The organism is Pseudomonas sp. RIT-PI-S (assembly GCF_025642975.1).
Classification (GTDB): domain Bacteria; phylum Pseudomonadota; class Gammaproteobacteria; order Pseudomonadales; family Pseudomonadaceae; genus Aquipseudomonas.
The window spans coordinates 294,671-310,346 of sequence record NZ_JANZKJ010000002.1; the positions used below are offsets into that span (position 1 = coordinate 294,671).

The following is a 15,676-nucleotide window of genomic DNA, read 5'->3' on the forward strand; positions in this document are numbered from 1 at the left end:
CTTTCATTGACGACCCTGGCTTATGAGACTTTCCCGCTTTTTTGTCGACCTACCCCTGGCCCTAGGTGAACATTCGCTCCCCGAGGCCCAGGCCCACTACATCGGTCGCGTGCTGCGCCTGGCCGAGGGCGACCGCGTTCAGCTGTTCAACGGGCTGGGCCAGGAATACCTGGCCACACTGCTACAGGTGGGCAAGAAGACCCTCAGCGTGCAGGTGGACGAGGTATTGCCTGGGCTGCCTGAATCCCCGTTGCGCATCCACTTGGGCCAGGGGCTGTCGCGCGGCGAGCGGATGGATTGGGCCATCCAGAAAGCCACGGAGCTTGGGGTCACCGAGCTCACGCCCATCGTCAGCGAGCGCTGTGAAGTACGCCTCAAGGACGAGCGGGCGGACAAGCGGCTGGCGCACTGGCGCCAGGTGGCGATCAGTGCCTGTGAACAAAGCGGCCGCTCGTTCGTGCCGGTGATCCATCCGCCGCTGGCGCTGGCGGACTGGATCGCCCAGTGCGAGGCCGAGCTCAAGCTGGTGCTCCACCCCGTCTCCGCCCCGCTGGCCAGCCACGCCGCACCCGCATCGCTAGCCTTCCTGATAGGGCCGGAGGGTGGCTTGAACGAGGCTGAAGTGGAGCAGGCACAGCGTGGCGGCTTCCACCCTGCCCGCCTGGGGCCGCGGGTGTTGCGCACAGAAACCGCGCCTGTGGTCGCGCTGGCCTTGGCACAACAGCTATGGGGCGATTTCAGCCCGCGTTGAGCCGTGCGCTGAGAATCGCCTCGGCAAGGCCATCGAGGTCCGGCACCCGCGCGACTTCGCTACCCACGAGCACGGCAGCCAGCTCCAGCGAGGCCAGCGGCACATCGATGTAGCTCAGTTGGCTGTCGACCCGGTAGGTCCGCGGAATGCCCTGCATCAGCAGGGCGAAAAACGGCAGGCGCGGGCCAATGCCATGCATCACCGCAATGCGCACGCGCTCGCCTCGGGGCAACGGTTGGCCACATGCGGCCTCGAAGCTGACCAGCGGCACCTGGCGCCCGCGCCAGGAAATATCGCCCAGGTCCCAGGGGGCTGTGGCACCAACCAGCACCCCTTGGCGATAGCCGATCAGCTCGGCTACCGCGACATCCGGCACCACCAGTTCGCGCTCGGCCAACGGCAACAAAAGCGCGCTCAAGGTATCGCGACGGGAAAAGGCGCGCTCAGGCATGCTTGCTGCTCCAGAAGCGAATCAAGTGCAGCAGCTGCGATTCCTGGTAGGGCTTGCCAAGGAATTCGCTGACCCCCAGCGCCATGGCGCGCTGGCGATGTTTTTCGCCGGTGCGCGAGGTGATCATGATCACCGGGATCGCCGCCAGCCGAGGATCGGCCCGCAGCCGGCCGACCAGCTCGAAGCCATCCATGCGGGGCATTTCGATGTCTACCAGCAGCACATCGGGCTGCTGCTCCGCCAGCATCTGCCAGGCTTCGACACCGTCTCGGGCGGTGATCACTCGCACCCCATGGCGTTCCAGCAGGCGGCTGGTGACCTTGCGCACGGTTACCGAGTCATCCACCACCATCACCAGCAACGGCTTGGCAGGCGCCGAGGCATACCGCGCGGTGTTTTCGGCCGCGGGGCTTGGGCGTAGATGAGCGGCGCGGATCTGTGCCAGCGGATCGAGGATCAACACCACTCTGCCGTCGCCCAGGATGGTAGCGCCGGTCAAGCCCGGCACCGCAGCGAACTGCGGCCCTAGGCTCTTCACCACGATCTCGCGGGAGCCGGCAAGGGCGTCGACGTGCAGCGCCACCTGGTGGTCCGGTGCCCGCACCAGCAACAGCGGTTGCGGCTGGTTGCCGCCAAGCTTCGCCGGCCGAGGCGTGATGCCCAACACCTGGCCGAGGTAACTGAGGTCATACGACAGCTGCGCATAGCGGTAGCGGGGTAACGGTGCCGCGTATGCCGCCTCTAACTCCTCAGGGGCTACCCGAACGATGCCTTCGATGCTGTTCAACGGCACCGCGAACGTTTGTTCACCACACTGCACCAGCAGCGCCCGATTGATGGACACGCTGAACGGCAAATGGATCACGAAGCGAGCGCCGCTGCCGGCCTGGCTGTCGATGATCATGTTGCCGCCCAACTGCTTGACCTCCTCGTGCACCACATCCATGCCCAGCCCACGGCCGGAAATCTGGGTGATCTTTTGCGCGGTGGAAAACCCCGGCTGGAGGATGAACTGCAGCACATCGTGGTCGCGCAGATCGCTGTCCGGGCTGAGCAGGCCGCGCTTGATGGCTTTGTCGCGCACCGCCTGGAGCGGAATGCCGGCACCGTCGTCACTCATTTCGATCACGATCTCGCCGCCTTCGTGGGCCACCCGCAACGTCACCAGGCCACGCTCGGGCTTGCCTGCGGCGCGGCGCCCGGCCGAGCTTTCCAGGCCATGGTCGATAGCGTTGCGCAGCATGTGTTCCAGCGGCGCGATCATCCGCTCGAGCACCGTGCGGTCCATCTCCACCTCGGTGTCGGAGGATTCGAATTCCACGTCCTTGCCAAGCTCCTCGGCCACCTGCCGAACGATGCGTTGCAGCCGGGGCAGCACACGGGAGAACGGCACCATGCGCGCGCGCATCAAGCCTTCCTGCAGGCCGGAACAGATCCGTGCCTGCTGCGCCAGCAGCGCCTGCGCTTCCTGGTTGCGCGCGGCGAGCGTGTCCTTGAGGTCCGACAGGTCCGAGACCGCTTCGAGCAAGGCACGGCTCAGCTCGCGCACATGGCTCTGGCGCTCCAGCTCCAGAGGGTCGAAGCCGTCATCGCTGGCAGCTTGGGCCTGGCCGCCGTGCGCCGTGGGCAAGGTTTCGCTGTCCAGGCGCAGGAGTTGGTCACGCATGCGGGTGAGCGTTGTTTCCATTTCCAGCATGGCGGTCTGGCCGTCATTGACCTGCTGTTCGATACGCCCTCGAGCGATGGACGCTTCGCCGGCCAGGTTGGCCAGGTCTTCGAGCATTTGCGCGGCGACCTTGATCTGGTCGCTGCCACCACGTTCGGCCGCGGGCGTCAGGTCCGCGACCGCCGGCCGCGCGGGCTCGCGCTGGGGCGGCAGCACCCGGCTGCCATAGCCCTGCACAGCGTCGAGCAGGCGCAGGTCCTGCGCCGCAGCCTCGCCGGAGCGCACCGCGTCGAGCATCTGCGCCAAGCGGTCGTGGCCTTTGTGTAATAGCTTGAACAGGCCCGGGGCGGCCTCCAACTCGCCGGTGGACACCCGCTCGTAGAGTGTTTCCAACTCATGGGCCAGGTCCCCTACCGGGCCCACTTCAGCCATGCGCGCGCCCCCCTTGAGGGTGTGCAGGTCGCGTAGCAGGTTTTCCACTTCCAAGGCATTGGCTGGCTCTGCCTGCCAGCGCGCCAGGGAGGCGCCGGCGCTTTCGATCAGGTCGGCGCCTTCGTCCAGGAACACCTGCAACAACTCGCGCTCGCTGGCCTCGGCATCGTCTTCGTCGAACGCCGGCGGCTCTTCAGCCGCCTTGTTCAGCGGCGCGTCCAACTCAGCCAGCCATTGAAACTCGGGCACGGTCACGGCGCCTTCACCCAATTGCGCCAGCCAATGGTGCAAACGCTCATGCGCCTGCCGCGCCCTGGCCTGCGCCTCACGCGGGCTGGCGCTATGCAAACGGCCATAGAAGGCCGCCAATGCTTGGGCGTAGGTCGCCAGCCCGGATGCGCCGGCGAGCCGCGCGCCGCCGGCCAGGGTTCGCAGGTCCCGCTCGAGCGCGATCAAGGCGCTGTCGCGCTGAGGATCCTGCAACCACACGCGCAATGCTTCATCTGCGCTTTCCAACAGGTCGGCGGCTTCGTCCAAAAAGAACGCCAACAGCGCCGTGCCGGCGGGATCGCCAACGGCCGGCATCTGCACCAAGTGCGGTGCCCCTGCAGCAGGCGCCCCCAACGCGTGCGGGTCCAGGGCATGCTCGAGCCAGTGGTGCAAACGGCTCAACACGTCAGGGCGAGGCGCCACCTCCTGCCCAGCGGCAAGCTCGTCGAACATGTCATACAGCGCCTCCTGGGCCTGTTCAGCGTCGCCCAGCAACTGGGGCGATACCGCCAGGCTCGCCTCATCGATGGCGCCGTAGAGGTCCAGCAACCCCTCGCACAGGGCATCCATGGCGGGCAGGTCAGCCAAGTGGACGAGTTCGCCCAGTTGATCAAGCGCGTCGAGCAGGCCAGGCAGTTCGACGAAGCTAGCGGGCTCGCCCAGCCACTGCGCAAGGTAGGCCTGGGCTTGATCCAGGTGATCTATCCCCCGCACCAGCAGCTGCCCGCGCACCTCGCGCACAGTACCGTTTGGGCGCGCCATAGCCCCTTCGGCGGTGTGCGTGGGCGCACGCGACAGCGCCGCCTCTACCTGAGCCACCAGGATCTCCGCCCCAGCGATGGTGCCGGGCACATGCCTGGCCACCTGTTCCAGCCCCTGCTCAAGCAGCACCAGCCCCTGCCCCAGCAAGGCCAGTTCGTCATCGCCCAGGGGCCATTGACGAGCACGGAACTCCTTGCTCAACCGATACACAGCAGCGGCGGTTTCCCCCAGGCTGGTAGCTCCGGCCATGAACGCGCTGCCTTTGAGCGTATGCAAGGCGCGCTGCAGCGCATCGTTAACCATGGCCGGGGCGGTGGCCTTGCGAATGAACCCCCGGAGGATTTCCAGATAGGTGCGTGCTTCGTGGTGAAAGATGTCCAGCAGCTGAGTGTCCAGCTCCGCGCTGTCGCTGTCGCCTTGCGCTGGGGCAAGGCCGCCCTCTGCCGCAACGGTGTTCGAGCTGAGCCCGGCCAACGCCTGGGTGGCACTGGCCAGCAAGGCCTCCTCGGCCTCACGCGGGTCTACCATCCAGCGCCGTAGCATCCACTCAATGGCGCATAGGGCATCAGCCAGGGTTTCCAGCACCCCGGCCGCCGGTGGCGCCATAGCCGGCAACAGGCGCTGGTGCACGTAGCGCTCAAGGGCGTCGAGCAACGCCAGCAAGGCTTCCGGGCGGACCATGGCCAAGGCGCTGCGCAGCTCTAGCATCTGCGCCGGAATGGCCGCCAGGTGCGCCGCTGCCCACCCACCGTCGACGCATTCGCTGATCGATTGTTCGATGCGCTCTATGGCGGTAAGGGCCTCGCCAATCGCCAGGTGATGGATGCGTTCGAGTTCGGTGGGGGGTATTTGCGCGGCACCGGGTACCAGGTCCTGGGGGCCAATCATGCCGGCCAGGGTGCTTTCCACGTAAAGCAGCGCACCACCGGCGTCCATCACTGCGGCATCGTCAAGCGGCTGCGCGCCGCTGGCCAGGTTCTGGATGATACCCATCTGGTCGAGTATGGCCCGGCGCGGCTGCTGAAAACCCAGCACGGCCAACGCATCGGCAATGCGGCGCAGCGACGGCGCGATGGCTACCAGCCCAGCGCGGTCGCGACGGTCATCTTGCAGGTATTGATCCAGCCGCCCCTTGTTGCGGGCCAGCTCCTCACACAACGCGGCCATCAACGGGCCGAGGCCCGCGCGGTCAGGGGTGACTGCCGGCATGCTCCGGGCGGGCTCGCTCGCCACGGGTTGGCCAATCAACGCCGCCATGTCTGAGCTCGATAGCGGTGGCTCGCCCAAGGCGGCGCGCAACTCGTTGAGCCACGGCTGTAGCAGCAGCGGGAGGTCCTGGCGGGCATTGGCGACCCGCTCGAGGTAGCCGGGCAGCCGGTCCAGAAGGTGGCGCAAGGCATCAACCGCCGCGGGCGACGGCCTTGGTAGGCTCGCCAGCCGTTCCAGGTCTTGGGCCAGGCGGCTGGCGCCGGGAAAATTCACAAACCCCAGCGCCGCTACCACCTGGTGCAGCGCCCGGGCGCAGTCGGCTAAGCCGGCAGCCTCGGGCGCGGCGTCGAGGGCGTGACGGGCCTGGGCCAGGGTGGCCGCCAGCTCGGGCCGGAGCCATTGCAGGCCCACCACATCGGCGCGCCCTTCTCGATCGAGCTTCATCGCGGCGACCATTTCATGGCGACTCGGCACCCGTAGCAGGCAAGGTAAAACCCGACACCGACCGGCGCATTTCACCGGCCATCTGCGCGAGGTTGCTCATGCTTTCGGCGGCGGCGGTGGAATCCGCGGAGGTCTGCGTGGTGATCTCCTGGATGACCGCCATGGTGTGGGAGATCTGCCCGGCCGACGAGGTCTGCTGTTGGGCCGCATTGGAGATGCGCTGGATCAGCGCCGCCAGATCCTGGGATACGCTTTCGATCTCTTCGAGGGCAACCCCTGCATCCTGTGCCAGGCGCGCTCCACGCACCACTTCGTAAGTGGTCTGCTCCATAGACATGACGGCCTCGTTGGTGTCAGCTTGAATGGCTCGCACCAGCATTTCGATCTGCCGGGTCGCCGCCGAAGAACGCTCGGCCAGGCGCTGGACCTCGTCGGCCACCACGGCGAAACCGCGGCCGGCCTCCCCTGCCATGGACGCCTGGATCGCAGCGTTGAGCGCAAGGATGTTGGTTTGCTCGGCGATGTCGTCGATCAGCCCTACGATGTCGCCGATTTCCTGGGAAGATTCGCCCAGCCGCTTGATTCGCTTGGAGGTGTCCTGGATCTGGAAGCGGATCACGTCCATGCCCTGGATAGTGTTGTGCACCACCTCGCTGCCTTTGTTGGCGATATTCACCGAGCGCTCCGCCACCTTGGCGGACTCATAAGCGTTGGACGAAACATGATCGATGGATTGGGCCATGTCGCTGATCGCGCGTGACGCTTCGCTGATCTGCTGGGCGTGGTGTTCGGAAGCCTTCGCCAACTGGCCGGCAGTGCCCTGCGTATCCTGCACAGCGGCGGCCACGCGCTCGGCGGCGCGGTTGATGGTGGCGACCAGGTCGCGCAGTTGGTCGATGGAATAATTGATCGAGTCGGCGATGGTCCCGGTGAAGTCTTCGGTCACCGACGCGGTGACGGTCAGGTCTCCGGAGGCCAGGCCTTCGATCTCATCGAGCAGGCGAATGATCGCGCGCTGGTTGCGCTCGTTCTTCTCCGCGGTTTCGCGCAGGCGCCGGTTGGTTTCGCGCACCATCACCGTTGCCATCAGGATGATCGAGGCCAGCGCCAGCAAGCCGAGCACGTACCCGCCCACCACGTCGAAGGTACGGCCACCGGCCAGGTCTTCGAAACCGTCCGCCAACCGCGAGGCTTCATCCAGCAGGGTTTGCGAAAGATTGAAGATATCCGTGGCGGCGGCGCGCACCTTGAACAGCTCCGGCGAAGTTTCGAGGATTTCTCCAACGGAGCCGGAGACGAACGCGAACAGTTCGGCTATCTCTTGCAGGCGAGCCCGTGCAAGCGGGTCCTCGACCTGGCGAATGCCCTGGCTGGCGCTACCGTTGAGCATCCCATTGAGCACTACCCCGAAACGGTTCGCGTCGCGGCCGAAGGCTTCCGCGGCTCGGGCTGCGTTTTCATCGCCGGCGAGCACGATGTTGACCGAGCCTAGAATCCGTTCCGCCAACAATGACTGCCGCTGAGCGACCGCTACCTGATCGGCCGGAGCGCCACGGCGCAGCAGGCTGTCAACGACCTTCTCGGATTCGAGCTGTAACTGGGGCACGGTTTCGGCCAGGGTCGCGGCCACTTGATGCAGGGATAGCACCGTTTGCTCGCTGGCCAGGATGGCATCGGCACTCTTGCGCAATCGGTCCCAGTCGCGTTGCACCGCCAGCATCTGCTCGTGCACCGCATGTGGCGCCGGCGGCAGCCCGGTATGCGCGTCGCCTTCGGTCAGGTAGCGCCAGCGGCGGTCGAACTCGTTGCGCGCAGCGGTAAGCTCATGAAAGGCATCGCCTTTACCTGCCGCCGCCTCGGTGGCGTTTTTGGCGATTCGCTGGGACACCACCCGCAGCTCCCCGGCATGGCCGATGTACTGCTTGTCGTGGTTGGCTTGGGTATTGAGGTAAGCGAAGTTGGCGAACAGCAGCATGATGAGAATCACCAGCGCGACAAACAAGCCGGCGATCTGCGCCGTGCTGCGCGACCCCTGCAGGGTGTTGCCATTACCCGGGCTGCTCATCGCGAGGGCCTCGCCAAAAGGTCATACCGCCACATTCAAGAACTCCGCTGCCGTGACCAACGCGAAGGGGCTGAACACCGCCCACTCGCGCTCGTGGAAGAAATACCCTTTGACGAACGGGGCCAAGGCTTCGTCGAGGTTTTCCGGGCGGACCGTGGCCAGGTCCGTTGGAGGAAAATGCTGTAACCCCGGTGCTTCGTCCACCAGTAGCCCGATGAACAGGTCGTCATGATCGATCACCAGCACCCGCCGCTGGCGACGATGGCTGGACAGCGTCGCGCCGAAATAGCCCGACAGGTTCATCACCGGCAGCAGCCGCCCGCGCAGGTTCGCCACGCCCAACACCCAAGGCTTGACCCCCGGAATACGGGTCATGCGCGGCTCGGGCAATACTTCGGCGACCTCGGTCATGGGGGCGACGAACCAGCCATTACCCATGCGAAAGCTGATACCGCTCCACGGCTGCTCACCGTCCTGCTCGACCGGTAGCCCGCCGGCCCTGGCTCGGCAACGTTGGTCGATGGCCAGCAGTAACTCGAAAGCGGTATAGGACGCGTTCATCCGCCCGGTCAGTGCGCCAGCACTTCGGTGAGCGCGGCAATCAGCGCGCTCTCCTCGAACGGCTTGGTCAGGTAAGCCCGCGCGCCCTGGCGAGCGCCCCAGACCTTGTCGGTCTCCTGGTCCTTGCTGGTGATGATGATGATCGGGATGCCTGCGGTGGCCTCATCCTTGGTGAGCTGACGCGTCGCCTGAAACCCGTTCAGCCCTGGCATCACGATGTCCATGAGCACGGCGTCGGGCAGCTCTTGCCGAGCCAAGGCCACGCCGTCAGCGCCATTGGCGGCCTTGAGTACCTGATGGCCAAGCCTTTCGAGCATGACAGTCAACTTTTGTAGCTCAGTCGACGAGTCATCGATGATCAGGATTCGAGCCATGCTGTTCCTCGTTCGGTTAAAGATTGTGCGCTCATGGAGCTGCTATAGCGGCGAAGGTTGAAAATCCGGCACCTCGGCGCGGATCGCCTCGAGCAGCGAAACGCGGTCGAACGGCTTGGTGAGAAACCGGTCGGCGCCCACGGCGCGTGCCCTGGCCCGATCGAACAGGCCCTCGCGGGAAGAGAGCATTATTACCGAAGTGCCCGAAAAGCGTGCGTTCTGTTTGATCAACTGGCACGCCTGGTAGCCATCGAGCCGAGGCATCATCACATCGATGAACACCACCCGAGGCTGGTGGTCCGCGAGGTGGGCCAGGGCATCGAAACCGTCCACGGCGGTGATGACCTCGCAACCTGCCTGCTCCAAGAGCGTCTCGGCCGTGTGGCGAATGGTCTTGGAGTCGTCAACCACCATCACTCTCAGGGCCCGCGAATGCTGTTCCATGGTCGCTCGTTTCGGTCTGCGTCGGCTGGCAGCGGCGCACCGTCATTGAGCGGCGCGCGCAAGCCTCGGAGCTTTTTAGCACACTCTACTGGCCGGTTCCACGCTCGCCCTTGGGCCGGCGGCCTTGACCATAGCCCTGCGGCGGGCCACCCTGACGGCCATCACAGCCTGCCTATTGCCTGGAGACACACCACCATGCCCATCCGCGTCGGCATCGTCATGGACCCTATCTCGCGCATTTCCTATAAAAAGGACACTTCCCTGGCCCTGCTGCTCGCGGCCCAGGCGCGCGGCTGGGAATTGACCTACATGGAGCTGCCCGACCTGTACCAGGCCAACGGCCAGCCGCGCGCCAAGGCATGCGGGCTGAAAGTGTTCGCCGACCCCCAGCAGTGGTACACGCTCGAAGCGCCGCAGGACATTGCCCTGCAAGACCTGGACGTGATCCTGATGCGCAAGGATCCGCCCTTCAACATCGAGTTCGTGTATGCGACCTATTTCCTCGAGCAGGCCGAGCGGGCCGGGGTGCTGGTGGTCAACAAGCCGCAGAGCTTGCGCGACTGCAATGAAAAACTGTTCGCCACCCAGTTCCCCCAGTGCAACCCGCCCACGCTGGTCAGCCGCCGCCAGGACATCATCCGCGACTTCGTGGCCGAGCATGGCGATGTGATCCTCAAGCCGCTGGACGAAATGGGCGGGGCGTCTATCTTCCGCCACCGCCAGGGTGACCCAAACCTTTCGGTGATCCTCGAAACCCTGACCGTACATGGCACCCACCAGACCATGGCGCAGAAATACATCCCCGCCATCAGCGAGGGCGATAAACGCATCCTGATGATCGACGGCGAACCGGTGGATTATTGCCTGGCGCGGATTCCAGCCGCAGGGGAAACCCGTGGCAACCTGGCCGCCGGCGGTCGCGGCGAAGCGCGCCCATTGACTGAGCGCGATCGCTGGATCGCCGCGCAAGTAGGCCCAAGCCTGCGTGAGAAAGGCCTGATGTTCGTGGGCCTGGATGTGATCGGCGAATACCTGACCGAAATCAACGTGACCAGCCCGACCTGTGCCCGCGAGATCGACGCCGCCTACGGCACCGATATAGGCGGCCTGCTGATGGACGCGATCGCCCGCAAACTGGCCGACCGCCCGCCCCGTTGAGGCACCGGGCGCCGCCTCGCCGGGGGTTTTGCGGTATGATCCTCCGCCATCCGCCGTTGAACGCCCCGGGGTAAGGGTGCCAGGTACCCGATGACCAGTTTTACCGACCTTTCCTCGAAGCTCGCTCCCAAGGCCGTCCGCCCGGCGGACCGCCTGGGTTTTGCCCTGTTCATCGCCGCTCTGCTGCACCTGGCGGTGATCCTCGGGGTGAGCTTCAACCTTGAGCCTCCAGCGCAGGTCAGCAAGACCCTGGAGGTGACCCTGTCGACCTTCAAGAGCGACAAAGCACCGGAGAAGGCCGACTTCCTCGCCCAGGACAACCAGCAAGGCAGCGGCACGCTGGAGCACAAGGCCGTGCCCAAGACCACCGAAGTCGCCCCCTTCCAAAGCGATCAGATCAACCGCGTGACGCCGCCCCCGGCGCCGCGCCCGGTGCGCGAACAGGCGCCACAAAAAACCAAGGTAGTCGCCACCACGGCGAGCCAGCCGAAGAAAACCGAAGCGCGCCCGCAGAAGCAGCCGGCCGACGAGCAACCGAAGGCGACCACACCAGATTTCGACAGCGCACAGCTCTCCAGCGAGATCGCCAGCCTGGAGGCGGAGCTGTCCAACGAGCAGCAAGCCTACGCAAAACGGCCCCGCATCTATCGGCTCAGCGCCGCCTCGACCATGCGCGACAAGGGCGCCTGGTACAAGGAAGACTGGCGCAAGAAAGTCGAGCGCGTGGGCAACCTCAACTACCCTGAGCAGGCCCGCCAGCAGCAAATCTACGGCAACCTGCGGATGCTCGTGTCGATCAACCGTGATGGTTCCTTGTACGAAGTGCTGGTGCTGGAGTCCTCCGGCCAGCCGTTGCTGGACGAAGCCGCGCAGCGCATCGTGCGCCTGGCGGCACCGTTCGCGCCGTTCACCGGGGACCTTTCGGACATCGATCGGCTCGAAATCATTCGGACGTGGCGGTTCTCCAAGGGGGATCGGCTCTCCAGCAACTGACCGCCGCCATGGTTGATCGCGGCTTGTAAGCAACTCGAGGCAGCGCCACACTACGCCCTATGAAGACCCTTGAAACCAGCTACCTCAAGCACCAGTTCCTGATCGCCATGCCGCACATGGCCGATCCGAACTTCGCGCAGACCCTCACCTATATCGTCGAACATACCGATCGCGGCGCCATGGGCCTGGTGGTGAACCGGCCGCAGGAGCTGAACCTGGCGGACATCCTCGAACAGCTTCGGCCAGAGGCCACCCCACCGCTTTCCGCGCAGTTGGTGCCGGTCTATGGCGGCGGCCCCGTGCAAATGGATCGCGGCTTCGTGCTGCACACCAGCGGGCAGGTCTATGACGCCACTGTCGACCTGGGTGGGATATCGCTGTCCACGTCCCAGGACGTACTGTTCGCCATTGCCGATGGCAGCGGCCCGGCCAATAGCCTGATTACCTTGGGCTACGCGGGCTGGGAGGCCGGCCAGCTGGAAAGCGAGATGGCCGAGAACGCCTGGCTGACCTGCCCCTTCGACGCCGACATCCTTTTCGCCGTGGCCAGTGAGCAGCGCCTTGAGGCCGCGGCGGCGCGCCTGGGCGTCAACCTCAACCTGCTCACCAGCCAGGCGGGTCACGCCTGATGGCTGTGCGCCTGCTCCTGGGTTTCGATTACGGCAGCAAGCAGATCGGCCTTGCCGTCGGCCAGGTGATCACCGGCCAGGCCCGCGAGCTGTGCGTGCTCAAGGCACAAAATGGCGTGCCGGATTGGCTCAAGGTCGAGGCCTTGATCAAGGAGTGGAAACCCGACGCGCTGGTGGTGGGCCTGCCCTTGAACATGGATGGCACCCCTAGCGACATGAGCGCGCGTGCCGAACGTTTCGCCCGCCAGCTCAATGGCCGCTTCAACCTGCCGGTACACACCCACGATGAGCGCCTCACCACCTTCGAAGCCAAGGGCGAACGCATGGCCCGCGGGCAACGCACCGGGAGCTACCGTGATAACCCCGTGGACGCCATTGCCGCCCGGCTGCTGCTGGAGGGCTGGCTGGAGGCCAATGCCGAGCGCCTTTCCGATCTCTGATTGCTATGGGCCGCCGCGGGCGCCCATGATGGAGTTTGCATGAGCTTACCCAACCCTGCCGAACTGATCGGCCAGATGTCCAACGCCCTTTCAACTCGCTTGCAGGCTCGTGGCATCGATGAGCCGCGCTTTATCGGCATCCGCACCGGTGGGGTGTGGGTCGCCCAGGCGCTGCTGGACCACATGGGCCTGGCGAGGACCCTGGGCACGTTGGACGTGTCTTTCTACCGTGACGACTTCAGCCAGAACGGCCTGCACCCGCAGGTGCGTCCGTCGGAACTGCCCTTCGAGATCGAGGGCCAGCACCTGGTGCTGGTGGACGACGTGCTGATGAGCGGCCGGACCATCCGCGCGGCGCTCAACGAGCTGTTCGACTATGGCCGCCCAGCCAGCGTGACCCTGGTCAGCCTGCTGGACCTTAACGCCGCCGAGTTGCCGATCCGCCCGGATGTAGTAGGCGCGACCCTGTCGCTGGCCGCGGACGAGCGAGTAAAATTGCTCGGCCCCGCGCCGCTCGCGCTCGAGCGTCAGGCCATTAATTCCGCTTCCAGCCTTCAAGAGTCCCCTCGATGATGCCCACCGACGCCAAGCGCCCCTTGCAGCTGAACGACCAGGGCCAGCTGCGGCATTTCCTGTCCCTCGATGGGCTGCCTCGTGAACTGCTCACCGAGATACTCGACACCGCCGACTCGTTCCTGGAAGTCGGCGCCAGGGCGGTGAAGAAGGTGCCGTTGCTGCGCGGTAAAACCGTGTGCAATGTGTTCTTCGAAAACTCGACGCGTACCCGCACCACCTTCGAGCTGGCCGCTCAGCGGCTGTCTGCGGACGTGATCACGCTCAACGTGTCCACCTCATCCACCAGCAAGGGTGAAACCCTGTTCGACACGCTGCGCAACCTCGAGGCCATGGCTGCCGATATGTTCGTGGTACGTCATGCAGACTCCGGCGCCGCCCATTACATTGCCGAGCATGTGTGCCCAGACGTCGCCGTGATCAACGGCGGTGACGGCCGCCACGCGCACCCGACCCAAGGCATGCTGGACATGCTGACGATCCGCCGCCACAAGGGCGGCTTCGAAAACCTTTCGGTGGCCATCGTGGGTGACATCCTGCATTCGCGAGTGGCGCGCTCGAACATGATCGCCCTCAAGGCGCTGGGCTGCCCGGATATCCGCGTGGTCGGCCCGAAAACCCTGCTTCCGGTCGGTGTGGAGCAATATGGGGTGAAGGTGTACACCGACCTTGCGCAAGGCCTGAAGGATGTAGACGTGGTGATCATGCTGCGCCTGCAGCGCGAGCGCATGCAGGGCGGCCTGTTGCCCAGCGAAGGGGAGTTCTACCGCTTGTTCGGGCTGACCACCCAGCGCCTGGCCCTGGCGCGCCCGGATGCGATCGTGATGCACCCAGGCCCGATCAACCGCGGCGTGGAGATCGAATCCGCGGTCGCGGATGGCGCGCAATCGGTGATTCTCAACCAAGTAACCTACGGCATTGCCGTACGCATGGCGGTGCTCTCCATGGCCATGAGCGGCCAGACAGCACAGCGGCAGATCGCCCAGGAGAACGCTTAAGTGAGTGTGAGCATTATCGGCGCCCGGCTTATCGACCCGGCGTCTGGCCTCGATCAACTGGCTGACCTCCACCTTGAAGGTGGCAAGCTGCTGGCCGTAGGCGCAGCACCTAGCGCTTTCGTGCCCCACCAAACCCTCCAGGCCCAGGGCCTGGTCGCCGCGCCAGGCCTGGTCGACCTGAACGTTTCGTTGCGCGAACCCGGCTTCAGCCGCAAAGGCACCATTGCCAGCGAAACCCGCGCCGCCGCCGCTGGTGGCGTCACCTCGCTGTGCTGCCCACCACGTACCCGCCCGGTGCTCGACACCTCGGCTGTCGCTGAGTTGATCCTGGATCGGGCACGTGACGCCGGCCATTGCAAGGTGTTCCCCATCGGGGCGCTCAGCAAGGGCCTGGAAGGAGAGCAACTGGCCGAGCTGGTCGCCTTGCGAGACGCCGGCTGCGTGGCCTTCGGCAACGGCCTGAACACCTTTACCAATACCCGCACCCTGTGCCGCGCGCTCGAATACGCCGCGACCTTCGACCTGACGGTCATTTTCAACTCCCAGGACCGCGACCTGGCCGCTGGCGGCCTCGCGCATGAAGGCCCAACGGCGAGTTTCCTGGGCCTGCCCGGTGTTCCGGAGACGGCCGAGACCGTCGCGCTGGCACGAGACCTACTGCTGGTGGAGCAGAGCGGCGTACGCGCGCACTTCAGCCAGCTGACCACCGCTCGTGGCGCAGAAATGATTGCCCAGGCACAGGCACGCGGCTTGCCAGTCACCGCCGACGTGGCGTTGTACCAGCTGATCCTGACCGACGAAGCACTGACCGGCTTCTCCAGCCTGTACCACGTGCAGCCGCCATTGCGCACCCGGGCAGACCGCGATGGCCTGCGCGAAGCCGTCAAAGCTGGAGTTATCCAGGCCATTTCCAGCCATCACCAACCCCACGAGCGTGACGCCAAGCAGGCGCCGTTCGGCGCCACCGAACCCGGCATCAGCAGCGTGGAACTGCTGTTACCGCTGGCACTGACACTGGTAGAAGAAGGCCTGCTGGACCTGCCGACCCTGCTTGGCCGCTTGACAACCGGCCCGGCCCAAGCACTGCGCCTGGCTGCCGGCGAGCTGAAGGTAGGCGGCCCGGCGGACCTGGTGCTGTTCGACCCCGCAGCGACCACTGTCGCCGGCGAACACTGGTATTCGCGCGGCGAAAACAGCCCGTTCCTCGGCCACTGCTTGCCGGGAGCGGTGCGCTATACGCTGGTTGAGGGGAGGATTAGCCACCAGGGGTAACCCTGGGGCGCTCGTAGCGGCAGGCATGTCGAGCCACAGCCTGTTGCCACAAAGTGTATCCGCGCTAAAACCATGAAGACGCACGGAGCCTATACGCGCACCGTTAAATAAGCGGCATGTTCGTTTTCTAGTGTGTCTTTGCCATGTCGCGGCAAACTGGTTTCAGTCGCTGTTTTTCAGCCTG

14 protein-coding genes are annotated in these 15,676 nt (G+C 65.3%); 8 read left to right on the plus strand and 6 right to left on the minus strand.

What is annotated here, in order from left to right; translation table 11 throughout:
* The first annotated feature begins 22 nt into the window (after nt 1–22).
* On the plus strand, nt 23–751 hold the full coding sequence (locus tag OGL93_RS05330) for a 16S rRNA (uracil(1498)-N(3))-methyltransferase (RefSeq protein ID WP_263261338.1): 729 nt from the start codon (nt 23–25) through the stop codon (nt 749–751).
* Here the strand turns inward: OGL93_RS05330 and OGL93_RS05335 are convergent.
* Genes OGL93_RS05335 through OGL93_RS05360 form a run of 6 tightly spaced genes read right to left on the minus strand, consistent with a single transcriptional unit; the run spans nt 738 to nt 9,429 of the window.
* Nucleotides 738–1,202 carry a chemotaxis protein CheW gene (locus tag OGL93_RS05335; protein WP_263261339.1) on the minus strand — a complete coding sequence of 155 codons (465 nt, stop codon included), beginning with the start codon at nt 1,200–1,202 and terminating at the stop codon, nt 738–740. The genes OGL93_RS05330 and OGL93_RS05335 overlap by 14 nt on opposite strands.
* Nucleotides 1,195–5,985, minus strand: a complete 4,791-nt coding sequence (locus OGL93_RS05340; RefSeq protein ID WP_263261340.1) for an Hpt domain-containing protein — start codon at nt 5,983–5,985, stop codon at nt 1,195–1,197. The genes OGL93_RS05335 and OGL93_RS05340 overlap by 8 nt, the downstream gene beginning before the upstream one ends.
* A 13-nt stretch (nt 5,986–5,998) precedes the next feature.
* Nucleotides 5,999–8,050 (minus strand): methyl-accepting chemotaxis protein, encoded by a 2,052-nt coding sequence (locus OGL93_RS05345; protein ID WP_263261341.1) that lies wholly within the window; start codon nt 8,048–8,050, stop codon nt 5,999–6,001.
* Between the two features lie 21 nt (nt 8,051–8,071).
* Nucleotides 8,072–8,611, minus strand: coding sequence for a chemotaxis protein CheW (locus OGL93_RS05350; protein WP_263261342.1), 540 nt, complete (start codon nt 8,609–8,611; stop codon nt 8,072–8,074).
* 8 nt (nt 8,612–8,619) lie between these two features.
* The gene (gene pilH / locus OGL93_RS05355) at nt 8,620–8,985 is read right to left on the minus strand and encodes a twitching motility response regulator PilH (protein ID WP_263261343.1); all 366 of its coding nucleotides are present in this window, start codon (nt 8,983–8,985) and stop codon (nt 8,620–8,622) included.
* A 42-nt stretch (nt 8,986–9,027) separates the two neighbouring features.
* Complete coding sequence (locus tag OGL93_RS05360) at nt 9,028–9,429, minus strand: response regulator (RefSeq protein WP_263261344.1); 402 nt, start codon at nt 9,427–9,429, stop codon at nt 9,028–9,030.
* A 195-nt stretch (nt 9,430–9,624) separates the two neighbouring features.
* Between OGL93_RS05360 and gshB the strand changes: the two genes are divergently transcribed.
* The 7 genes from gshB (at nt 9,625) to OGL93_RS05395 (ending at nt 15,492) form a co-directional block, all read left to right on the plus strand.
* A complete protein-coding gene (gene gshB / locus OGL93_RS05365) occupies nt 9,625–10,587 on the plus strand; it encodes a glutathione synthase (RefSeq protein WP_263261345.1) in 963 nt (320 codons plus the stop codon).
* A gap of 90 nt (nt 10,588–10,677) precedes the next feature.
* Nucleotides 10,678–11,580, plus strand: coding sequence for an energy transducer TonB (locus OGL93_RS05370; protein ID WP_263261346.1), 903 nt, complete (start codon nt 10,678–10,680; stop codon nt 11,578–11,580).
* Between the two features lie 59 nt (nt 11,581–11,639).
* The gene (locus OGL93_RS05375) at nt 11,640–12,209 is read left to right on the plus strand and encodes a YqgE/AlgH family protein (protein ID WP_263261347.1); all 570 of its coding nucleotides are present in this window, start codon (nt 11,640–11,642) and stop codon (nt 12,207–12,209) included.
* Entirely contained in the window at nt 12,209–12,649 is a 441-nt protein-coding gene (gene ruvX / locus OGL93_RS05380) for a Holliday junction resolvase RuvX (protein ID WP_263261348.1), read from the plus strand. The genes OGL93_RS05375 and ruvX overlap by 1 nt, the downstream gene beginning before the upstream one ends.
* A gap of 39 nt (nt 12,650–12,688) precedes the next feature.
* Nucleotides 12,689–13,222: a bifunctional pyr operon transcriptional regulator/uracil phosphoribosyltransferase PyrR gene (gene pyrR / locus OGL93_RS05385; RefSeq protein WP_263261349.1), complete on the plus strand. Its 534-nt coding sequence runs from the start codon at nt 12,689–12,691 to the stop codon at nt 13,220–13,222.
* Nucleotides 13,222–14,220: an aspartate carbamoyltransferase catalytic subunit gene (locus tag OGL93_RS05390; RefSeq protein ID WP_263261504.1), complete on the plus strand. Its 999-nt coding sequence runs from the start codon at nt 13,222–13,224 to the stop codon at nt 14,218–14,220. The genes pyrR and OGL93_RS05390 overlap by 1 nt, the downstream gene beginning before the upstream one ends.
* Entirely contained in the window at nt 14,221–15,492 is a 1,272-nt protein-coding gene (locus OGL93_RS05395; RefSeq protein WP_263261350.1) for a dihydroorotase, read from the plus strand.
* Nucleotides 15,493–15,676: the final 184 nt, after the last annotated feature.